The organism is Pseudomonas sp. D3-27 (assembly GCF_051132165.1).
GTDB lineage: Bacteria > Pseudomonadota > Gammaproteobacteria > Pseudomonadales > Pseudomonadaceae > Aquipseudomonas.
Map to the genome: position 1 here is coordinate 2,794,838 of NZ_CP071667.1, position 21,077 is coordinate 2,815,914.

Genomic DNA, 21,077 nt, shown 5'->3' on the forward strand with positions numbered 1-21,077 from the left:
GTCGTCTCGATCAGCCGTCGCGAGCGGATCATCGACTTGGTTTGCTCGACGTAAAGCTTGAAATGTCGATCTCAAGTTGCGCGATACGGACCACGGCCGTGGAAGGGAAGCTTTGCGCCGATGCCCAGCCACCAGCAAAGAGACCCGGTACTAACGCGCATGCGAAAAACAGACGATGGATTTTCATGAACTCTCCTGACTGCTATTTATACTCGGTGAATCGGTGACAGGCGGGGACAAACAAAACGCCAAACCCGGTTCCGCCCTGTGCGCAACCAGTGTCCACCCGTGTGCGCGAGCGATCTCCTGGCAGATGGTCAGCCCCAGTCCCGCGCCGTGATCGCGCCGATGGGCGCCGCGCCAGAAACGAGTGAATATGTGGGGCAGTTGCGCTTGCTCCACGCCGGGGCCCCAGTCGCGCACGGTTAACTTGTCGGCGGTACATTGCACCCGCACCTGCGTGCCTTCAGGCGCGTGCTGGATGGCGTTTTCCAGCAGGTTTTTCAGCAGCGTGAACAGGGCGCTGCGGTCGGCCTGCCAAGGCGTTTGCGTGGCCGTATGCCCTGTAAGGACGATGCCGACCCGCGCGGCGTCGGCCATGCGTTGCAGGTAGTCTGCGGCTTGCTGCACCACTTCCCCGACGTTCACGGCGGCAAAGCTGTAGTTATGGGCCTCGCTGGTCTCGGCCAGCAGCAGTAATTGTTGAACCTGGCGTGTCATGTGCTCGACGTCATTGAGCAGCGAGTCGCGGGTCTTGTCTGGAGCCATCAATTCGATTTGCGCGCGGATCAGCGCCAGTGGCGTCTTCAGTTCATGGGCCGCGGTCGCGAGGAACTCCTGCTGCACACGGTATCCCTGTTCCAGGCGTTCAAGGGCGCTGTTGAAGCTGCTGACCAGTGGCGCGACTTCCGACGGCACGGTTTTGCTGTCCAGGCGTGAATGCAAGGATCGAGGGGAAATGGCCGCCGCCGATTCCGAGACTTCGCGCAGTGGCTTGAGCGCATACCCCAGCGTGAAATAGGCGCAAGCGCCGAAGACAAAAAGCAGCACCAGGCTGAACAGGACGATACCGGCCCCCATGAAAGGCCAGGCGAAACCCTGATGAAGCAGTTCCATCAGTCGTTCGCTGACGGCGAATTGCAGATACCAGATCGTGCCGTCGCGCTCCACCGGGGCGGTGGCGGCGTACATCAGCATGCCCTCACGCTCGAACTTGAAGCGCCCTTGGTCCGAAGGCGGTGATTTGGCGACCGGCGACCAGAATGCCTCGTCGGTGGAGGCCAGGACGACGTTTGCCTGCGAGTCCAGCACGCGATAGCCGATTTCCGCCCCCAGGCTCTTGAAGGTCCAGACGCGATCACCTTCGCTGTCATCGAAGCCGGTAGGATGGCCCGCAGCGTCGAACATCAGCTTGCCGGCGAGTTCATGGGTGCGTTCGGCGACGTCGGTGGTCAGGAGGATATCGCTCCTGGACGTAATGAGCGCGACAGCGCCCAGCGCAATCAGCAAGATACTCAAGCCCACGCCGGCGACGTAGGCGAGCAGGACCTTGAAACTGATGCTATTGCGCCAGGTCGTCTTGACGAAGGGCATAGCCCAGGCCTCTCAAGTTGACTATCCGTTGGTGGGAGCCGATCGCCAGGAGCTTGCGGCGAATACGATGCAAGGCCACGTCGAGGGCGTTTGGCGTCACGGCTTCGCTCAAGCCCCACGCAGCCGCCTCGATGGCGCTGCGACGGACGATTTCACCGGGCTTGCGCAGTAACAACAACATGATCTGCATTTCCGCCGGCGCCAGTGGAACGCTGCCTTTGACGCTGCACATGACCCCTGCGTCGGGTTGCACGCTGAGGTCGCCGTGTGACGGCGCCAAGGCGCGGCGCTCCACGGGACGGCGCAACAAGGCCCGCACGCGTGCGACCATTTCGTCCATGGCGAATGGCTTGGGCAGGTAGTCATCGGCCCCGGCGTCCAGGCCTTCGATCCGGTCATGCAGCGCGTCGCGGGCCGTCAGCACCAGGCAGGGCACGCCCAACCCGGCGTTGCGCAAGCGTTCGAGCAGTAGCAGCCCATCGCCATCCGGCAAACCCCGGTCGAGAATCAACGCCTGGTAGGGCACCTGTTGGATGGCCGCCCATGCCGCATCGATGCGGCTGATGACGTCGACGGCGATGCCTGCGCTCGACAAACCCTTGCACACCAGTTGCGCCAGACGCTCATGGTCTTCGACCAGCAGTATGCGGCTCATCAGAAACGGTACAGGTAGCCGAACAGCGCGCTGTTTTCGGTAGATCGATCTACCAGCGGGCTGTCCTTGATTTCATCGGACAGGCTCGTGGCCTTGAGGTCCAGAAACACGGAGTGATGATCATCGAACATATAGTTTCCACGTAAGCCGATTTCGGTGTTCATGCCGGACTTGCCATCATAGGCTGCCCGATCGGCGCGAGCTTCATTTTCCCGGACGCCGAAGTAGTAATCGACGTAGTTGTCGTCCTGCCAGATGGCGGCCAGCCGTGGCGTGAGCCTGATGTGCTCGCCGAAATTCCAGGACCGTTCCAGGCCCAGGGTGAAGCGCTGGCCCTTGCTGTTGCTCGAAACGTCGCCCAACCACTCGGCGCTGACATCGGCCAGGTCGTTGCGCCACTTCACCTTGGCCCCCGCCCAAAAGCCGCCCTTGCGGTCGCTCATCCCGTCCAGGATGCGGGCGTCATCGTCATCATAGCCACTGAAATCGTACTCACCGACGAGGCTGAATTCGAGTTGCTGGGTGTCGCTGATGTCCAGGCTCGGCAATTTGATCTCGGCGGTTGGGCCAAAGACGCGCACATATTCGTTTTCAAAATAGATCAGCGGCAAGACCTCGCTGTCACGGTCGATGCCTTTGTAGGGCTGTTGGCTGCTGGCTGCACCCACGCCGAGGCCCCAAGCGGAGCCTTCAGACTCGTCGGCACTGGCCGCGATCGGTGAGCACACGCCCAGCACAAGCGCGGAGCTGGCGATGGTCAGCCGGATCGCAAGGTAAGGTTTCGATAAGGTCAAGGCGCGCATGGAAGTCTCCGGATCGGTGGGATGAATGCATGCCTATCGTTGAGAACTTCTTCTTACTGAACACTTACGGTTCGGCATGGCTAACCGCCTTTTGCCGGTAAGTGTTGCGAAAGACTGCCTGTTGGATAGTGGCCGTCTCGAGCAATCGCGCCATGTGGATGTATCGGCACCCGCGAGCGATGCGAACCCTGCGCAGGAATCCGATCCCCATGAAAAGAAAAACCCGCCACGTCGTTCTGTTTGTCGCGACCATCGCCTGCACCGTTGCATTGGTGATGATGGGCCTGTCGCCGGACCCGCGACCGCCCGGTTCTGAACATCACCCCAGACCGGCACTGACCGTGGCCGTCACCCGGCTTGAATCGGCCATGCTGCCGGTGCGCATCCAGGCCAATGGCAACATCATGGCGTGGCAGGAAGCGAGCGTCGGCACCGAGGCCGATGGCTTGCGGTTGGCCGAGGTCATGGTGAACGTTGGCGATGTGGTGCGACGTGGCCAGGTGCTTGCAACGTTCAGCTCCGATACGGTGGCCGCCGAACTCGCGCAACGTCGCGCGGCCACCGCCGAAGCACACTCGGCCCTGGCCGAAGCCCGGGCCATCGCGCGGCGTGCCCGGCAGTTGCAGTCGAGCGGGGCGCTTTCGCAGCAGCAGGTCCATCAACATGTGACAGCCGAACGCACGGCGCAGGCAAGGCTTGAGGCGGGCGAGGCCGCCGAACGATTGCAGCACCTGCGCCTGGCCCAGACCCGCGTCCTGGCGCCCGACAACGGAGTGATATCGGCGCGCAGTGCCACGGTGGGCGCCGTATTACCCGCCGGCCAGGAGCTGTTTCGCCTGATCCGCGAGAGCCGGCTCGAATGGCGCGCCGAGGTCGCGGCAGCGGATCTCGCGAAATTCCATCCCGGCCAGCTTGCGCGTGTGGTGCCGGTCAACGGCGCGGCGATCGAGGGCAGGGTGCGCAGGGTTGCGCCCACGGTGGACATGCAGACCCGCAATGGCCTGGTGTATGTCGACCTGCCCGCCGACACGGCGGCGCGTGCCGGGATGTTTGCCCGTGGCGAGTTCGACGTCGGGGCCGAGCGGATGGCGACGCTGCCGCAAACTGCCGTGCTGCAGCACGACGGCTTCAGTTACGTCTTGCAGGTCGGCGCGGCGTTCCAAGTGGCCCAGGCCAAGGTGACAGTAGGGCGCCGCGTCGGCGATCGAATCGAGATCACCGCTGGCATCGACAGCACCGCCGCCGTGATCGAAGCCGGAGGCGGTTTTCTCGCTGAAGGTGACCTTGTCCGCGTCGTCCAGGGGCGCACCCAACCGATACACAATCTCACCAGCGGGAGCGCGCAATGAGCCTTAACGTGTCGTCCTGGTCGATCCGCAACCCGACGCCTTCGGTGCTGTTGTTCATCCTGCTGACATTTGCCGGCGCGATGGCCTTCTGGAAGATGAAGGTGCAGAACTTTCCCGACATCGACCTGCCCATGGTCGCTATCTCAGCCGAGCTGCCGGGTGCTTCGCCGGTCCAGCTGGAAAACGATGTGGCCCGCAAGATCGAGGATTCTCTCGCCACCGTGCAGGGCGTCAAGCATATCCAGAGCACCTTGACCGACGGCAACGCCGATATCACGGTTGAGTTCCGCCTCGGCAAACCCACCCAGGAAGCGCTCGATGACGTTCGTGATGCGGTTTCCAGGGTCCGGGCAGACCTGCCCGCCGACCTGCGCGACCCGGTGATCAGCAAGATCGAGGTTGCTGGCACGCCGATCCTGACCTATACGGTGTCGGCCGCGGGCCTGGACGAAGAGGCGCTGTCATGGTTCGTCGACAACACCCTCAGCAAGGCCTTGCTGGCTGTCCCTGGCGTGGGCGCAGTCGAGCGTGTCGGTGGGGTGACGAGGGAAATCCGCATCGATCTGGACCCGGCACGTCTGTTGGCCTTGAATACCACGGCGCTGGATATTTCTCGTCAACTTCGCCAGATCCAGCAAGAGGCCTCCGGCGGGCGCGTGGATCTGGGTGGCATCGAGCAAACGGTGCGTACGCTTGCCACGGTACGGTCGGCCGATGAAGTCGCGATGCTGGACGTGACCTTGAGTGACGGCAGACGAGTGCGGCTCGACCAGGTCGCGACGGTATCCGATACCGTTGGCGAGCGACGTTCGGCGGCGCTGCTGGACGGCGAGCCGGTGGTCGCGTTCGAAATCGTACGGGCAAAAGGGGCCGGGGAAATCGAGGTCGATGAAGGTGTACGCGCCGCCCTTGAGCGGCTCAAGAACCGACATCCTGGAATCACGTTCAACCAGGCGTTCAGTTTCGTCGAGCCGGTGATCGAAAATTACCAGGGTTCCCTGCACCTGCTCTACGAGGGCGCGGCACTGGCGGTGCTGGTGGTGTTCCTGTTCTTGCCGGATTGGCGAGCGACCTTCGTCTCGGCTGTCGCGCTGCCGCTGTCGGCGATACCGACATTCGCGGTGATGCACTGGATGGGGTTCACGATCAACACCGTTACGCTGCTGTCGCTGTCGCTGGTGGTCGGTGTGCTGGTGGACGACGCCATTGTCGAAGTGGAAAACATCGGGCGTCACTTGCAGATGGGCAAGAAACCCTACCAGGCGGCCATGGATGCCTCTGAGGAGATCGGCCTCGCGGTGGTCGCCACGGCGTTTACGTTGATTGCGGTGTTTCTGCCCACCGCGTTCATGAGCGGCACGGTCGGCAAGTTTTTCGTCCAGTTCGGCTGGACGGCGGCCACGGCGGTATTTTTCTCTCTCGTTGTAGCGCGCCTGCTGACGCCCATGATGGCGGCCTACCTGATGCGCGCCCCGAAAAAACCCGAGCCCAGGGTGGCCGGATGGGTGACGCACTACTTGTCCTGGGCCCGCTGGTGCCTGCGTCATCGAGCCGTGACCGCTGTTGGCGCAGCGATTTTTTTTGTCGGCGGGTTGATGCTCGCGGCAGCGTTGCCGGGCACCTTCATGCCGCCCGATGACGACTGGCAAACCCAGGTCACCCTCACGCTTGCGCCGGGTAGCAGACTGGGCGACACCCTGGTGCTGGCCGAGCAGGCGCGGGGGATAGTCCGGCACAACCCCCAGGTGAATAAGGTCTACACCGCCGTCGGGGACGGCAATGCCGGCACCGACCCTATAGGAGCGGGCGGCAACGTCAAAAATGTCCGCACGGCGGTGCTGACACTTAACCTGACGCACCGCAACGATCGACCCGGACTGAGTAAGCAACAGATCGAGAAACAATTGCGCGAAGCCCTCGCGATACTGCCCGCAACGCGGGTGAAGGTGGGCATGGGCGAGTCGGAGAACTACGTGCTGGTGCTCGCTGGCGAAGACGGCGCCTTGCTCACCCGGCATGCGCAGCTGGTGGAGCGCGAACTGCGCGGCGTGCCTGGCGTGGGCGCGGTGATTTCGACCGCGAGCCTGAAACGCCCCGAACTGCTGGTGCGACCCGATTTCGCCAGGGCGGCCGACCTTGGCGTGACTTCCGCAGCTATCGCCGACACCCTGCGCGTCGCCACCTTGGGTGACTACGACCAGGCCCTCGCCAAACTCAATTTCAGTGAACGGCAAGTGCCTGTTGTCGTGCGCTTGACCGACGCCGCTCGTCAGGATTTCGAGACGCTCAAGCGCCTGCCGGTGCCCGGCGCCCGTGGTCCGGTGCCGCTGGAAAATGTCGCGTCGCTGGAGATCGCCAGCGGCCCGGCGCAGATCGAACGTTTCGACCGCATGCGCAACGTCAACATCGAAATCGAGACAAACGGCCAGCCATTGGGCGACATTGAACAGGCAGTGCTTGCCTTGCCGAGCCTGCAAGCACTGCCGCCCGGCCTGGTGCGCACTTCGGTGGGAGATGCCGAAGCCATGGGGGAGCTTGCTTCGGGATTCGGCGTGGCGATGCTGACCGGGGTGTTGTGCATCTATATGGTCCTGGTCCTGTTACTGAAGGACTTCCTGCAACCGCTGACCATTCTCGCCGCCCTGGTGCTCTCGGTGCCAGGCGCCTTCCTTGCGCTGTTCGTCACCGGCTCGACATTGTCGATGCCGTCGATGATTGGGCTCATTATGCTAATGGGGATTGCCACGAAGAATTCGATCCTGCTGATCGACTACATCCTCCTCGCGCGCCGAGACCACGGACTGACGCGCTCTGAAGCGATCATCGATGCCTGCGGCAAGCGTGCGCGGCCCATTGTCATGACGACAATCGCCATGGGCGCCGGCATGATGCCCATCGCACTCGGTTGGGGGGCTGACCCGAGCTTCCGCGCGCCGATGGCCATCGTGTTGATTGGCGGGCTTATCACTTCGACAGTGCTGAGCCTGCTGGTCATTCCCGTGGTGTTTTCCTTGGTAGACGACGGCGCGCAGGGAATATATGTGCGTATGCGTGTCATCACGGGTAATGAAACGGTGGGGGGGCACTCAGAGCACTCATGAAGCCGACCCAAGCCCCTGTTGCGCGACAGGGACAAGGCGCTCTGAGAAACAATGCGTCAGCGTCCTGGCGCCTTGTTCTCGACCAAGCGTTGTGGTGAGCGAGTATGGCATCGATTGGCCGGTGCATAGCGTTGGCCTCTACTGTGGCCACTGCTCCAGCAGGATCGAGACGAACTTTTCCGCAGCGGGGGAAAGGGAGGCACCGCGTCGATAAACCAGGCCCAGCGACCGATTCACCACCGGCTCGATCAGCGGTACGCTGACCAGCGTCGGATGATCGACCGCCGGCATCGCCAGGCTGGGCATCGCCGACACGCCGAGGCCAGCCTCGACCAAGCCCAAGGATGTGGACAGGTGCTGCACTTCGTAGAACCACTGCGGACGCCAGCTCAGGCCTGACAAGGCGTGGTCAAGCAGCATGCGGTTGCCACTCAAGCGACCGACACCGATCAGCCGATAGTCGCTGAGCTCCGACCAGGTGACCGCACTGCGGCCAGCGAGCTCATGGTCTCGTCGGCAGGCCAGCACAAAGGGTTCGTTGACCAGGGGCACGAACTCGATGTCCGGGTGCTGGCCACTCATCATGTTGATGCCGAAGTCAGCTTCGCCACGCAGTACAGCCTCCAATCCTTCGTTGGCACTGAGATCGAGCAGGCGTATGCGGATCTTCGGGTAGCGTTCGTTATAAAGCCGGATCACCGAGGGCAGAAAATAGAACGCCGCCGTCGGGATGCAGGCCAAGGTCACTCGGCCGATCTGCCGCTCGGCCAATTCGCGGATATTGAGAATGGAATCGTCAAAATCATCCAACAAGCGCCGCGCCTTAGGCAGGAAATCACGTCCAACGCTGGTCAGGCTGACCTTTCGCGTCGTGCGGTCGAGCAAGGCGGTGCCTAATCCTTCCTCAAGCTTTTTCATCCGTCGGCTGAGGGCGGGCTGGGATAGGTGCAGTGCATCGGCGGCTTCATGGAAACTGCCAAGTTCGGCGATCTTAACGAAAGATCGGATGTCCTGAAGTTCATATTCCATCAATTTTTCTCGCTACCAGGTTCCAAGGAACTCCAAAATGATTCTTTTGTGAAACGCAATAATAACTCCGATCTTTGCATTGGAAACACTTTTTAAACCCTGCCACTCTTGTGCACAGAGCATCAATTATCCAGATTGATCAACAAGAGTTAGTGGTCATGCAACGAATTCCTTGTGTACTCATGCGCGGCGGCACTTCCAAAGGTCCGGTTTTTCTCGCCTGGGATTTGCCGGCAACGATTCCCGAACGTGACGAGTTGCTGCTCAACCTGATGGGTTCTGGCCATGAGCTGGAGATCGACGGCATCGGGGGTGGTAGTCCACAAACCAGCAAGGTGGCGATCGTCAGCCCATCGCTGCACCCTGAAGCCGACGTGGATTACCTGTTTGTCCAGGTCATGGTTTCCCAGCGCCGGGTCGACACTGCACCCAACTGCGGCAACATGCTCTGTGCCGTCGGCCCGTTCGCAATTGAGCAAGGGCTGGTCAAGGCCACAGGCGACCTGACCCGCGTGCGGATCCGCAACCTCAATACCGGAACCTTCGTCAATGCCGAGGTCCAGACACCGCAGGGCAAGGTCAGCTACGAAGGCGACACTGCCATCGACGGTGTGCCGGGCACGGCCGCTCCGGTGCAACTGACCTTTCTCGACGCAGCCGGCAGCAAGACCGGAAAACTCTTCCCCACGGGGCAATCCGTCGACTTGATCGATGGCATCCCGGTGACTTGCATCGACATGGCCATGCCGATGCTGATTGTCGAGGCCGGCCAGCTCGGCAAGCGTGGCGACGAAAGCCCCGCCGAGCTTGATGGCGATACGGCGTTCTTGCAGCGTTTGGAGTCCTTGCGCTTGAAGGCCGGCCTGGCGATGGGCCTGGGCGACGTCAGCGACAAAGTGATTCCCAAGCCAGTGCTGGTCTCGACGGCCACGTGCGGCGGGACGATCCAGGTGCGCTACTTCATGCCGCATAGCTGTCATCGCGCCTTGGCGATTACCGGTTCTATCGGGCTGGCGACGGCCTGCGTGACCGACGGCAGTGTCGCGGCCAACCTGCTTGGCGGCGTCAGCGAACCACGCCTTCAGCGGGTGCGCATCGAGCACCCCAGTGGCGGTATCGATGTCGTGTTGTCCTACACCGGCGAAAAGGGTGAGACCATCCGCGCCTCGGTGGTCCGTACCGCCCGCAGGCTTTTTTCAGGTTTTGTCTACGCCACGGTTCCCCAACGCCTGGCCGGATGACCCGGGCAGACTTTGTCATTGCATCTGCGACTCATAACAACAAGAGAACTGACTTATGCTCGCTTTACTTGGCTTGGCCATGGTGGTGGTCTTCACCTTTCTGATAATGACCAAACGGCTGTCGCCGATCGTCGCCCTGACGATCGTGCCGATAGTCTTCGCGGTGATCGGCGGCTTCGGTGGGACCACTGGCAAGATGATGCTGGATGGGCTGAAGATGGTTGCACCGTCGGCGGCACTGCTGTTGTTCGCGATTCTTTTTTTCGGTCTGATGATCGACGCGGGCCTGTTCGACCCGCTGATCCGCAAGATCCTCAAGCGGGTCAATGGCGACCCGATGAAAATCGCCGTGGGCACCGCACTGCTGTCGCTTCTCGTTGCACTGGACGGTGACGGCACGACGACCTACATGATTACCTGCGCCGCGATGCTGCCACTGTACAAGCGCATCGGCATGAATCCGATGATCCTGGCGACCGTCGCGATGCTTTCGCTGAGCATCATGAGCGGCATGACGCCTTGGGGCGGGCCGGCGACCCGGGCCATCGCGGCACTCGGCCTGGATGCCGGCGAGTACTTCGTGCCTTTGTTGCCGACTATGATCGGTGGCGCGATGTGGGTGGTGTTCACCGCGTTCCTGCTGGGTCGTGCCGAGCGCAAGCGTATCGGCAACATTCAACTACAGAGCGGAGGCGGCGATTGCTATATCAAGGCCATCCTGGAGGACACGCCGCACAAGCGTCCGAAACTGGCCTATGTCAATTTGCTGTTGGTCGTCGCAGTCATGGTCGCGCTGGTGATGGGCCTCATGCACTCGGCGATCCTGTTCCTGATCGGTTTCGTCCTGGCGCTGGTGATCAACTATCCGCAGCTGGACATCCAGAAAGAGCGCATTCTCGCCCACTCGGGTAACGCCATGACCGTGGTCCTGCTGGTGTTCGCGGCGGGTATTTTCGCCGGAATTTTCTCCGGAACGAAAATGGTCGATGCCCTGGCGCAAACGCTGGTCGACTGGATTCCGCCTTCCTGGGGCCATTTGTTCCCCCTGGTGGTGGCAATTACCAGCATGCCGCTGACGTTCGTATTGTCCAACGATGCCTATTACTTTGGGGTCGTGCCTATCCTGGCTAACGCCGCTGCCGCCTACGGGATTCACCCGGTCGAAATAGCTCGGGCGTCCATCCTCGGTCAGCCGGTGCACCTGATGAGCCCATTGGTGGCCTCGACCTTGTTGCTGGTGGGCATGGTCGATCGCGACCTGGGCGATTTCCAGAAAGCCACCATCAAATGGGCGGTGCTCACCTCAATCGTAATAACGGCGCTGGCGCTTCTGACCGGGGCGCTGACGCTGTTCTCCTGATTCACCCGACACCCTTTAGTCCTTGCCTGACGCTCCCCGCATGGGGAGTGCGCCGGCCTGCGCGCCAAATAACAACAACGAGACACTCGACATGAGTATTTACCTGATTCGCGGGGTTCTGTTTCCGATCCTTGGTCTGCTGCCGTTGGCCAACGCCAGTGCAGAGGGATTCGTCGACGACAGCAAGCTCAAATTGCAGTTGCGCAATGTTTACTTCAACGAGAACTTTCGCGATGAACATGGCATGAGTGCGCGAGCGGCGCGGACCGCCAAAAGCGAGCGCACCGAATGGGCTCAGGGCTTGCTGTGGGATTATCAGTCAGGCTACACGTCAGGCACGGTTGGTTTCGGCGTCGATGCCCTGGGCCTGCTCGGATTCAGGCTTGATTCGGGGCGCGGTCGTAGCGGCACTGGCTTGCTACCGGTCCATGACGACGGTCGTGCCGCAGAAGAGTTCGCCAGCGCGGGGATGACCGCCAAGGCCCGACTGGCAAAAACCACGTTCAAATACGGCACGCTGCTGCCCAAGAACCCAGTACTGATCTACAACGACGCGAGGCTGCTGCCCCAGACCTATCAGGGGGGGGCAGGTCAGCAGCAACGACATCGACAACCTCACCCTGACGGGTGGGCGGCTGGAACGATTCAAACTGCGCGATTCAAGCGACAGCATGCCGATCGTGCCCGACGGCTACAGTGGCAACGAGTCAGGCGACTTCATTTATGCCGGCGCCGACTACAAGCTGGGAAAGAACATTCGCTTGAGCTATTTCTATGGCGAACTGGAAAACTTCTACCGGCAGAACTTCGCCGGTGTCCAACATGACCTACAGCTCGGTCCCGGCGTGCTCACCAGCGACCTGCGCTACTTCAACAGTGCCGATTCGGGCTTGGCCCATAGCGGTAAAGTCGACAATGACATGTTCAGCGGCTCGCTGTCGTACGTTGCCCTCGGCCACACGTTCAGTGCCGGTTACCAGAAGCTCAGCGGGGAAGGGGGCTTGCCATACATCAGCGGCGCCACGGTCTATTCCTTCAGCAACGTTGGGATCGGCAAGTTCATCGAGGAAGATGAAAAGACCTGGATGCTCGGCTACGGCTACGATTTCGCTCGCCTAGGCGTGCCCGGCCTGACGTTTTCCAGCCGCTACCTCAGTGGCGCCGATGGCAAATCCAACAGCGTCGTGAACGAGTGGGAGCGCGACGCCGAAGTCGCTTACATTGTGCAGCAAGGTAAGTTGAAGGGGTTGGGTGTCAAATTGCGTAACTATGTCTATCGCTCCGACTTTTCACGGGGACGCGATAGCAACCGTGTCTACGTCACTTATGACGTCGCGCTTTGGTAGGGTCTGGGTTCGCGGGGGGGCTTTCTGACAAGAATGTCAGCAAGCCGTCAGCCTCCGGACACCTTCTGCGTCTAGACTCTTCTGGTTGCCCCGCTTTCGTAGAGGAGTCACCAGATGCGTTTGCTGATCGTCGAGGACGAAGAAAAAACCTCCTCCTATGTCCACCGCGGCTTGAGCGAGCTCGGCTACATTGTCGATGTCGCGACGAACGGCATCGATGGCTTGCACTACGCCCTGGAGCTTGAGTACGACGTGGTCATCCTCGATGTCATGTTGCCGGGCAAGGACGGCTATGCCGTGTTGCAGGGCCTGCGCCTGCACAAAAAAACCCCGGTGATCATGTTGTCGGCCAGGGGCACGGTGGATGATCGCGTCCGGGGGTTGCGCGAGGGTGCTGACGACTACCTGGGCAAGCCCTTTTCGTTTGCCGAGCTGGTGGCGCGCGTCCAGGCGTTGATCCGCCGTCGCGCCGATGACGCGGCCGATCCCACGCATCTGCGCATCGACGACCTGGAAGTCGACCTGCAAGCTCGCAAGGTCACCCGGGCCGGTTTGCGGCTGGACCTCACGGCGAAGGAGTTCTGCCTGTTGAGCCTGCTGGCGCGACACCAGGGGGAGATTCTTTCCAAATTGATGATTGCCGAGCAGGTCTGGGACATGAATTTCGACAGCGATGCCAACGTGGTGGAGGTCGCGATCAAGCGTGTGCGCGCCAAGGTGGATGCGCCATATCCACGCAAATTGCTGCATACCGTGCGCGGAATGGGCTATGTATTGGAAAGTCGTGAAGCGGACGACAGGCACGTTGGGATGGTGTGATGAAAGGATCGATCTCCAAGCGGCTCGCCCTGATGTTTGCCCTCGCGGTCATGCTTATCACCGCGGTCAGCGCAACGCTGCTGCGCTGTTCCTTGAAGCAATCGCTCGAAGACCAGATGCAGAACGAGCTGATCCTGCGGCATTCGGTTCTCGATCCGGTGCTCGCCAAATATGACTCACCGGAATTCTGGGTGGGGCTGCGGCAGAAGCTCGACGGCCTGACACCCACCGATGAGCGCGTGCGTTACTGGGTCCTGGTCGATAACCCGGCCTACAGCTATGGCGGGGCGATGCCGGACGGCCAGGATTGGTCAAAGCGTCCGGATGGGTTTTCCACGGTCGCCATCCCTGACCGGGATCGCCCCATGGTGCTGATGATCGAAACCATCGCGGCCATGGGCAGCCGGCCGGAGGTGCGTTTTATCGTGGGGCTCGATTCGACGCCGTTCATGAAGACCCTGAATAATTTCACCAAGACGTTGATCGTAACGTCCGCGTTGGGTGTCGTGCTGGTCGCGCTGCTGGGGTATTGGATCGCGCGTTTTGGCCTGGGACCGGTCCGGCGCCTGAGCCGCCAGGCCAACAGCCTGCCGCCGGGGGATTCCAAGCAACGGCTGGACACCGAGGCGTTGCCTGGTGAGTTGCAGGAGCTGGCGGTGTCGTTCAACGGCGCCCTGGCTCGCCAGGAGGCCGCCTGGTGCCAGCTCGAAGGGTTCAATGCCAATGTCGCCCATGAATTGCGCACGCCCTTGACCAACCTGATCGGCCAGACCCAGGTCGCCCTGGCCCACGGCCGGGACGTGAATGAGCTTCAAGACTTGCTGCAATCGAACCTCGAAGAGCTGGAGCGGATGGGCACCATCGTCAATGACATGCTGTTCCTGGCGGGTGCCGAAAGCGGGCAGCGAGCCACGGAGCTAAGCGATGTCTCGCTCTATGAAGAGGCGTCCAAGACAGTGGACTACCTGGAGCCGGTCTTGCACGACAAGCAGTTGAGCGTGGTGATTCAAGGCGACATGCGGGTGTGCATCGACCGACGTCTGTTCCACCGTTCCCTGGCCAACCTGATCCAGAATGCTGCGCGATACGCGGTACCGACCAGCACGATCACGGTAAGCCTGGTCAGCCATGGCATGCAGGCCGAGGTGAGCGTGTCCAATGCTGGGGAGCCGATTGATAACGTCCACCTGCAGCATCTGTTCGAGCGCTTCTACCGGGCCGACGCCGCCCGGGCCCGCAGTGACGCGCATCATGGCTTGGGGCTTTCCATCGTACGGGCGGTGGCCTCCATGCACGGCGGTCGCGTGTTCGCCCACAGCAAGGACGGGCTCAATACCTTCGGGTTCTCGTTGACAAGCCAGGCAGCGCGTTAGTCCGCCTTCAGTCCCCGTTGCCCGTGATACAGCCATCGCGAGCAAGCTCGCTCCCACACTGGATTTGCGGCTGACTTGAATCCCAAGGGCAACACAAACCCCGTGGGAGCGAGCCTGCTCGCGAAGATGCCGGCACATTCGGCATCTTCATCAACTGAAGCACCGCCATCGCGAGCAGGCTCGCTCCCACACCGGATTCGCGGCTGACTTGAATCCCAAGGGCAACCCAACCCCTGTGGGAGCGAGCCTGCTCGCGAAGATGCCGGCACATTCAGCATCTTCATCAACTGAAGCACCGCCATCGCGAGCAGGCTCGCTCCCACATTGAATCTGCGGCTGACTTGAATCCCGAGGGCAACACAACCCCCCTGTGGGAGCGAGCCTGCTCGCGAAGATGCCGGCACATTCAGCATCTTCCTCAACTGAAGCACCGCCATCGCGAGCAGGCTCGCTCCCACATTGGATCTGCGGGTGACTTGAATCTTGAGGGCAACACAAACCCCGTGGGAGCGAGCTTGCTCGCGAAGATGCCGGCACATTCGGCATCTTCATCAACTGAAGCACCGCCATCGCGAGCAGGCTCGCTCCCACACCGGATTCGCGGCTGACTTGAATCCCAAGGGCAACCCAACCCCTGTGGGAGCGAGCCTGCTCGCGAAGATGCCGGCACATTCAGCATCTTCATCAACTGAAGCAACGCCATCGCGAGCAGGCTCGCTCCCACATTGAATCTGCGGCTGACTTGAATCCCGAGGGCAACACAACCCCCCTGTGGGAGCGAGCCTGCTCGCGAAGATGCCGGCACATTCAGCATCTTCCTCAACTGAAGCACCGCCATCGCGAGCAGGCTCGCTCCCACATTGGATCTGCGGGTGACTTGAATCTTGAGGGCAACACAAACCCCGTGGGAGCGAGCTTGCTCGCGAAGACGCCGGCACATTCAGCATCTTCATCAACTGAAGCACCGCCATCGCGAGCAGGCTCGCTCCCACATTGGATCTGCGGCTGACTTGAATCCCGAGGGCAACACACCCCCCCTGTGGGAGCGAGCCTGCTCGCGAAGACGCCGGCACATTCAGCATCTTCATCAACTGAAGCACCGCCATCGCGAGCAGGCTCGCTCCCACATTGAATCTGCGGCTGACTTGAATCCCAAGGGCAACCCAACCCCCTGTGGGAGCGAGCCTGCTCGCGAAGACGCCGGCACATTCAGCATCTTCCTCAACTGAAGCACCGCCATCGCGAGCAGGCTCGCTCCCACGCTGGATTTGCGGCTGACTTGAATCCCAAGGGCAACACAACCCCCCCTGTGGGAGCGAGCTTGCTCGCGAAGACGCCGGCACATTCAGCATCTTCCTCAACTGAAGCACCGCCATCGCGAGCAGGCTCGCTCCCACGCTGGATTTGCGGCTGACTTGAATCCCAAGGGCAACACAACCCCCCCTGTGGGAGCGAGCTTGCTCGCGAAGACGCCGGCACATTCAGCATCTTCATCAACTGAAGCACCTCCATCGCATTGGCGTTTGACATGTTCCTGACAGGCACCGGTCACCTTGACGTCAGCGTCCCGCTCTTAAAGTTCAACCACCATCCCGGTCAGGACAGTGGAGTCCACCATGAACATTCAAACCTTGTCGGTCGCAAGTCTGCTGGCAGTGATCACGTTGAGCGGTTCGCCTCTGTTTGCCAAAGAGCAAACCCCTATTCCGGCTTATGAATACGGCATGCCGCTGGACGTTGCCCAGGCCCTGCGTATCGAGGAGCCGAAATCAGCCGTATGCGAGGTCGCGCAGGCAAAGATGACCTACGTAGACACCCAAGGACAGATCCGGCACGTCAGTTTCCTTCAGCAGACTGACGCCTGCGCCATTCAGTAAGCCCGGTCGCGCCGGTTGCCACCCAATCAAGGAACTCAATCATGTGGAATAGAACGATCACCCCCGCCGTTGCCTTTTCATACAACATCAGCAAGCTCATGAGGCTGGCCCGTACGTTGACGGCCGGCGTCGCGCTCCTCAGTGCGATGAGTCTTGAAGCATCGGATCGTGCCGCGCCGAAACCCGACTGGTCGACCCGTGACATGCCCTCCCAGAAGGGCCGGATCGTGCTGGTGACCGGCGGCACCAGCGGCATGGGCTACGAAGATGCGCTGGCGTTGGCGCGCGCCGGCGCCGAAGTGATTATCGCGGCGCGTAACCCGGAGCGGGGCGCGGAGGCCATCAAGCGTATCCGCCAGGCCGTACCCGACGCCAAGTTGCAGTTCGAGCCCGTCGACCTGGCCAACCTGTCATCGGTGCGCGGCCTGGCCGAGCGGCTCAACCAGCGATTGCCGCGCCTCGACGTGCTGATCAACAACGCCGCCATCATGGCCCCGCCCGAGCGGGGCACCTCCGCCGATGGCTTTGAGCTTCAGCTGGCGACCAATTACCTGGGGCACTTCGCGCTGACTGGCCTGCTGGTTCCGCTTCTGCGCCAAAGCGACGACGCGCGAGTGGTAAGCCTTTCCAGCATCGCGGCCACGCGCGGCGCGGTGAATCTCGATGACTTGCAGTCCGAGGAGAAATACGACCCTTATGCAGCCTATGCCCAGTCGAAACTGGCTGTGCTCCAGTGGTCGTTCGAATTACAACGGCGTAGTGACGCGCAAAAATGGGGTATCCGCAGCATTGCCGCCCATCCCGGCGTGGCCGTCACCGAACTGATCGCCCGCGGCCCGGGCGTCAATAGCGTGTTCGGCCAGCGCTGGGCGAAGGACCGCGATGCGTACCATTCCGCGGCGCAAGGTGCGCTGCCCACGCTCTACGGGGCCACCGCCGAGCAGGCCGTTGGCGGTGCCTACTACGGCCCGACGGGCGATGAGGAAAAACGCGGCCCGCTGGGGTTCGCCAAGACACCGCCAGCCGCGACCAACGAAGCGGACGCCGAACGGCTCTGGGCCGCCTCCGAACGTCTGACCGGCGTTACCTATCGCTGAACCGGTCATGGCGCGAGTGTCCGTCTCGCGCCTGCTCTCTAGCCTGCTGCCGCCTCCCTCTGGAGTTTTCATGAGTACGACTTCTTACTTGCATCGGCTGAGTCTCGCCCTCAACGCCCGCGACGGCGAGCTGCGTCCGGCGCTGTGCGGGTTCCTGCTGTTTCTTTGCCTGTTTACCGGTTACTTCATGCTGCGTCCGATCCGCGAATCGATGGGCATTGCAGCAGGCGTCGAGAACTTGCAATGGCTGTTTACCGCGACCTTCCTGGTCATGCTCGCGGCCGTTCCGCTGTTCGCCTGGCTCAGTTCCCGGGTGCCGCGATTGCGTCTGATCGACTGGGTCTACGGCTTTTTCGGCATTAACCTGTTGATGTTCGTCGAGTTCTTTCAATTCCAACCGGACAGCGTCTGGCTGGCCCGGGTGTTTTATGTCTGGATATCGGTTTACAACCTGTTCGTCGTGTCGGTGGCCTGGAGCTTGATGGCGGATGTATTCGACAGCGAGCAGGCCAAGCGCTTGTTCGCGTTCATCGCCGCCGGCGCCAGTGTCGGCGGCCTGTTGGGGCCGGCCCTGAGCGCTTTGCTTATCGACATCGTGGGTGCGTCAGGCTTGATGCTGTTGGCGGCGGTGTTGCTCGGTGCGACGCTGGTGTTGAAACGGACCTTGATGAACTGGCGTGAAGAAGGTGGGGCGGGGCGGCCCGGTGCTGCGCCCACGCAAAGCCCCCGACAGCCGTTGGCCGGCAATCCGTTGAGTGGGATGGTTGCCGTGCTTCGCTCGCCTTACTTGTTGGGCATCGCCGGTTTCGTGGTGTTGTTGGCGACGGTCAGTACGTTTCTCTATTTCGAGCAAGCGCGTCTGGTGGCCGAACACTATCCGGACCGCGCCTCGCAAGTTCGCATCTTCAGCACCATCGACATCATCGTGCAGGCCGGTGCGTTGCTGTCCCAGCTATTCATCACCGGCAGAATCGCACCGAAGCTTGGCGTGCGCGCGTTGCTGGCTATCGTCCCGTTGCTGATGTGCATCGGCTTCCTGGGCCTGGCCCTGGCGCCTGGGTTTGCGCTGCTGGCGACCCTGATGATTGTGCGACGCATCGGCGAATACGCATTCGTGCGGCCGGGCCGGGAGATGCTCTTCGCACCGCTGGATGCTGAAAGTAAATACACGGCCAAGAACTTCATCGACACCGTGGTCTATCGCGCCGGCGACGCCATGAGCGGCTGGGCCAAGAGCCTGCTCGACCAGCTGGGCCAAGGGGCAGGGGTGGCGGCGATGGTGGGTGCGTGTTGCGCGTTACTGTGGGGTTACCTGGGCTGGCAACTGGGGCGACAGGCGGATTACGCCGCATCAAGGGAACTGCGCCTGGCGGCCATTTCGGCCAGGGCATGACGCCTGTGCATTTGCATCGCGGCGTGGCGCTAACGACTTGAACGTCTACCGCGATGCAGCCTCTGACAATAATGCAGGGCGGATGCATTTCGCCCATTACCGATCGGAGGAAAGGTGTACATGAAAATTTTGATGGTACTTACATCTCATGATCAGTTGGGCGACACCGGCAAGAAGACCGGTTTCTGGCTGGAAGAATTCGCGGCCCCTTATTACGAGTTCATCGACGCCAACGCCGCGGTGACGCTGGCGTCCCCGAAGGGCGGGCAGCCCCCTCTGGACCCCAAGAGCGATGAGGAACAAGCCCAGACCGACGCCACGCGGCGCTTCGCCACGGATACCAGCGCCCAAGCGGCACTGGCCGATACCGTGCCGCTGGGCGAGATCGATCCCTATGATTTCGATGCGGTGTTCTATCCTGGCGGCCACAGCCCCCTGTGGGATCTCGCCGAAGACACCGACTCCAAGACCCTCATCGAAGCCTTTTATGCATCGAACAAACCCATCGCCGCGGTCTGCCATGCGCCTGGGGTGTTCAAGGATGTCAACGCACCGGATGGCGAGCCTGTGGTGAAAGGTAAAAAAGTCACCGGATTCACCAACTCCGAAGAAGAGGCGGTGGGCCTGACGCAAGTGGTGCCGTTTTTGGTGGAGGACATGCTCAAGGCCAAAGGCGCCCAATACTCCAAGGGAGCGGACTGGGCGAGTCATGTGGTGGAGGATGGGCACCTGATCACCGGCCAGAATCCGGCCTCATCGCAAGCGGCCGCCCATGCGTTGCTCAAGCGGCTGAAGCAAGAGCAGAGCGCTTGAATCCGGCTTTGTGGGGGCGACCGATCAAGTCGCTCCCGTTGGAGGAGCATCAAACATGCACGACCCATACAATCTGGCCCGTTTCGTTGACGCGCAACACCCGGTATTCAGTCGCGTCATGGATGAGTTGCGTGCGGGCCGTAAGACGAGCCACTGGATGTGGTTCATATTCCCGCAATTGCGCGGGCTTGGCCGTTCCGAAATGGCCAGTCGCTTCGCCATTTCCGGCCTTGCCGAGGCCCGCGCGTATCTGCAACACGATGTGCTCGGTCCGCGACTGGAGAGCTCTGTTGAAGCGGTGTTGCAACACAGCGACGTCAGCGCCGAGCGCATATTCGGCTCGCCCGATGATATGAAGTTTCGTTCCTGTCTTACGCTGTTCGTCAGCGCCCAGTCGGGCTCTTCTTTGTATCAACAGGCGCTCGACCAGTTCTATTCCGGCGAGCCGGATCGCAAAACCCTCGCCCTGCTTGAGCAACAGGTATGAACGGCGGACGCGTCACACCGACCTAATCAGCAGGTTCCTGAGGCTGCGAGGACATCGGCTTCAGAACGCCCTGTATCAATGCCGTGAACGCTTCGATCACTTCGTCCTCGCCATGTCGCCCCCTAACCAAGGCGCCGGAGAGCGCTTCTCCCGCGCCGACCAGGCCGATGCAGCACCGCTCAAGTTCGGCTTCTGCCAGACGGGCGTGGGGCTTGAGAACGGCCATGAACATCTTTACGCAATTGTCGAGCAATTCCTGGAACGCCGCCTTTTCGTCACTGCCGGCCAAGGCCGCGCCCACCGCGTGAAACTCGTCGGTATGGTCCGCCGCGCACTGGATGTAGGCGCTGGCCAGGGCCTGGGCGGTTTGCTCAAGGCTCAGGGTGGTGCTGGACATCGCGTCCCGGAACGCGTTGACCCGCTCGGTATCGATCCACTTGTAGAGCTCGATCAACAGCCCCGAGCGTGTCCCGAAATGATCATAGACGACGGGCTTGGACACACCGGCGCGGACGGCCAGGTGGCCCAGGGTCAGTCGGTCGGCGTTTTCCTCGCGCACGATCAACAAGGCAGTGTCCAGTAGCTGGCGTCGCCGTTCGGCTTTAGAAAGCCTGCGGGGCGGAGCGCTGACAGGGGTCGGCTCGATTTCTTTTTGCACGTTGTCGCTTCCAATTCAAAAAAACCTACCAATGGTAGGTAACTGTCGGTGATGGTGTGCTAGGTTACCTACTAATAGTAGGT

The 21,077-nt window shown here is 61.4% G+C and carries 17 protein-coding genes and 1 pseudogene; 12 read left to right on the forward strand and 6 right to left on the reverse strand.

Features of this window, described 5'->3' with window-relative positions; genetic code table 11:
* Positions 1–28 precede the first annotated feature (28 nt).
* From J3P92_RS12795 to J3P92_RS12810, 4 genes are read right to left on the reverse strand one after another with little or no spacing between them, the layout of a single operon-like run.
* Positions 29–187, reverse strand: coding sequence for a hypothetical protein (locus J3P92_RS12795; RefSeq protein WP_434564024.1), 159 nt, complete (start codon positions 185–187; stop codon positions 29–31).
* Positions 184–1,593 (reverse strand): sensor histidine kinase, encoded by a 1,410-nt coding sequence (locus J3P92_RS12800; RefSeq protein WP_434651062.1) that lies wholly within the window; start codon positions 1,591–1,593, stop codon positions 184–186. The genes J3P92_RS12795 and J3P92_RS12800 overlap by 4 nt, the downstream gene beginning before the upstream one ends.
* Entirely contained in the window at positions 1,562–2,248 is a 687-nt protein-coding gene (locus tag J3P92_RS12805) for a response regulator transcription factor (protein WP_434651064.1), read from the reverse strand. Before J3P92_RS12805 ends, J3P92_RS12800 begins: the two co-directional genes overlap by 32 nt.
* The gene (locus J3P92_RS12810) at positions 2,248–3,051 is read right to left on the reverse strand and encodes a MipA/OmpV family protein (protein WP_434651066.1); all 804 of its coding nucleotides are present in this window, start codon (positions 3,049–3,051) and stop codon (positions 2,248–2,250) included. The genes J3P92_RS12805 and J3P92_RS12810 overlap by 1 nt, the downstream gene beginning before the upstream one ends.
* Positions 3,052–3,260: 209 nt before the next feature.
* Here J3P92_RS12810 and J3P92_RS12815 point away from each other — a divergent pair, with 209 nt between their 5' ends.
* The gene (locus J3P92_RS12815; protein WP_434651068.1) at positions 3,261–4,400 is read left to right on the forward strand and encodes an efflux RND transporter periplasmic adaptor subunit; all 1,140 of its coding nucleotides are present in this window, start codon (positions 3,261–3,263) and stop codon (positions 4,398–4,400) included.
* A complete protein-coding gene (locus tag J3P92_RS12820) occupies positions 4,397–7,501 on the forward strand; it encodes an efflux RND transporter permease subunit (RefSeq protein WP_434651070.1) in 3,105 nt (1,034 codons plus the stop codon). The genes J3P92_RS12815 and J3P92_RS12820 overlap by 4 nt, the downstream gene beginning before the upstream one ends.
* A 138-nt stretch (positions 7,502–7,639) precedes the next feature.
* Here the strand turns inward: J3P92_RS12820 and J3P92_RS12825 are convergent, their stop codons facing one another.
* Positions 7,640–8,530 carry a LysR family transcriptional regulator gene (locus J3P92_RS12825; RefSeq protein ID WP_039588554.1) on the reverse strand — a complete coding sequence of 297 codons (891 nt, stop codon included), beginning with the start codon at positions 8,528–8,530 and terminating at the stop codon, positions 7,640–7,642.
* 158 nt (positions 8,531–8,688) lie between these two features.
* Here J3P92_RS12825 and J3P92_RS12830 point away from each other — a divergent pair, with 158 nt between their 5' ends.
* The 10 genes and pseudogenes from J3P92_RS12830 (at position 8,689) to J3P92_RS12875 (ending at position 20,336) form a co-directional block, all read left to right on the forward strand.
* Positions 8,689–9,771, forward strand: a complete 1,083-nt coding sequence (locus J3P92_RS12830; RefSeq protein WP_434564030.1) for a 4-oxalomesaconate tautomerase — start codon at positions 8,689–8,691, stop codon at positions 9,769–9,771.
* A gap of 55 nt (positions 9,772–9,826) precedes the next feature.
* On the forward strand, positions 9,827–11,131 hold the full coding sequence (locus J3P92_RS12835) for a CitMHS family transporter (protein WP_420763976.1): 1,305 nt from the start codon (positions 9,827–9,829) through the stop codon (positions 11,129–11,131).
* 91 nt (positions 11,132–11,222) lie between these two features.
* A pseudogene (locus J3P92_RS12840) lies at positions 11,223–12,477 on the forward strand (OprD family porin).
* Positions 12,478–12,591: 114 nt separating this feature from the next.
* Positions 12,592–13,296, forward strand: a complete 705-nt coding sequence (locus J3P92_RS12845; RefSeq protein ID WP_420763975.1) for a heavy metal response regulator transcription factor — start codon at positions 12,592–12,594, stop codon at positions 13,294–13,296.
* Positions 13,296–14,669, forward strand: a complete 1,374-nt coding sequence (locus tag J3P92_RS12850) for a heavy metal sensor histidine kinase (protein WP_434651073.1) — start codon at positions 13,296–13,298, stop codon at positions 14,667–14,669. The genes J3P92_RS12845 and J3P92_RS12850 overlap by 1 nt, the downstream gene beginning before the upstream one ends.
* Before the next feature lie 1,616 nt (positions 14,670–16,285).
* Complete coding sequence (locus J3P92_RS12855; RefSeq protein ID WP_434564033.1) at positions 16,286–16,546, forward strand: DUF2790 domain-containing protein; 261 nt, start codon at positions 16,286–16,288, stop codon at positions 16,544–16,546.
* 41 nt (positions 16,547–16,587) lie between these two features.
* Positions 16,588–17,643, forward strand: coding sequence for an SDR family oxidoreductase (locus J3P92_RS12860; RefSeq protein WP_434647339.1), 1,056 nt, complete (start codon positions 16,588–16,590; stop codon positions 17,641–17,643).
* 70 nt (positions 17,644–17,713) lie between these two features.
* Positions 17,714–19,036: an NTP/NDP exchange transporter gene (locus tag J3P92_RS12865; protein WP_434647342.1), complete on the forward strand. Its 1,323-nt coding sequence runs from the start codon at positions 17,714–17,716 to the stop codon at positions 19,034–19,036.
* Between the two features lie 120 nt (positions 19,037–19,156).
* Entirely contained in the window at positions 19,157–19,849 is a 693-nt protein-coding gene (locus tag J3P92_RS12870) for a type 1 glutamine amidotransferase domain-containing protein (protein WP_434647345.1), read from the forward strand.
* Between the two features lie 55 nt (positions 19,850–19,904).
* Positions 19,905–20,336, forward strand: coding sequence for a DUF1810 domain-containing protein (locus tag J3P92_RS12875; protein WP_434647347.1), 432 nt, complete (start codon positions 19,905–19,907; stop codon positions 20,334–20,336).
* Positions 20,337–20,358: 22 nt separating this feature from the next.
* On the opposite strand, the gene J3P92_RS12880 is transcribed toward J3P92_RS12875, so the two are convergent.
* Complete coding sequence (locus J3P92_RS12880; protein WP_434647349.1) at positions 20,359–20,994, reverse strand: TetR/AcrR family transcriptional regulator; 636 nt, start codon at positions 20,992–20,994, stop codon at positions 20,359–20,361.
* Positions 20,995–21,077 lie beyond the last annotated feature (83 nt).

Bases quoted from the DNA above. Each gene is read 5' to 3' on its own strand.
- J3P92_RS12795 (WP_434564024.1), bottom strand. From the start codon at position 187: ATGAAAATCCATCGTCTGTTTTTCGCATGCGCGTTAGTACCGGGTCTC.
- J3P92_RS12800 (WP_434651062.1), bottom strand. From the start codon at position 1,593: ATGCCCTTCGTCAAGACGACCTGGCGCAATAGCATCAGTTTCAAGGTC.
- J3P92_RS12805 (WP_434651064.1), bottom strand. From the start codon at position 2,248: ATGAGCCGCATACTGCTGGTCGAAGACCATGAGCGTCTGGCGCAACTG.
- J3P92_RS12810 (WP_434651066.1), bottom strand. From the start codon at position 3,051: ATGCGCGCCTTGACCTTATCGAAACCTTACCTTGCGATCCGGCTGACC.
- J3P92_RS12815 (WP_434651068.1), top strand. From the start codon at position 3,261: ATGAAAAGAAAAACCCGCCACGTCGTTCTGTTTGTCGCGACCATCGCC.
- J3P92_RS12820 (WP_434651070.1), top strand. From the start codon at position 4,397: ATGAGCCTTAACGTGTCGTCCTGGTCGATCCGCAACCCGACGCCTTCG.
- J3P92_RS12825 (WP_039588554.1), bottom strand. From the start codon at position 8,530: ATGGAATATGAACTTCAGGACATCCGATCTTTCGTTAAGATCGCCGAA.
- J3P92_RS12830 (WP_434564030.1), top strand. From the start codon at position 8,689: ATGCAACGAATTCCTTGTGTACTCATGCGCGGCGGCACTTCCAAAGGT.
- J3P92_RS12835 (WP_420763976.1), top strand. From the start codon at position 9,827: ATGCTCGCTTTACTTGGCTTGGCCATGGTGGTGGTCTTCACCTTTCTG.
- J3P92_RS12845 (WP_420763975.1), top strand. From the start codon at position 12,592: ATGCGTTTGCTGATCGTCGAGGACGAAGAAAAAACCTCCTCCTATGTC.
- J3P92_RS12850 (WP_434651073.1), top strand. From the start codon at position 13,296: ATGAAAGGATCGATCTCCAAGCGGCTCGCCCTGATGTTTGCCCTCGCG.
- J3P92_RS12855 (WP_434564033.1), top strand. From the start codon at position 16,286: ATGAACATTCAAACCTTGTCGGTCGCAAGTCTGCTGGCAGTGATCACG.
- J3P92_RS12860 (WP_434647339.1), top strand. From the start codon at position 16,588: ATGTGGAATAGAACGATCACCCCCGCCGTTGCCTTTTCATACAACATC.
- J3P92_RS12865 (WP_434647342.1), top strand. From the start codon at position 17,714: ATGAGTACGACTTCTTACTTGCATCGGCTGAGTCTCGCCCTCAACGCC.
- J3P92_RS12870 (WP_434647345.1), top strand. From the start codon at position 19,157: ATGAAAATTTTGATGGTACTTACATCTCATGATCAGTTGGGCGACACC.
- J3P92_RS12875 (WP_434647347.1), top strand. From the start codon at position 19,905: ATGCACGACCCATACAATCTGGCCCGTTTCGTTGACGCGCAACACCCG.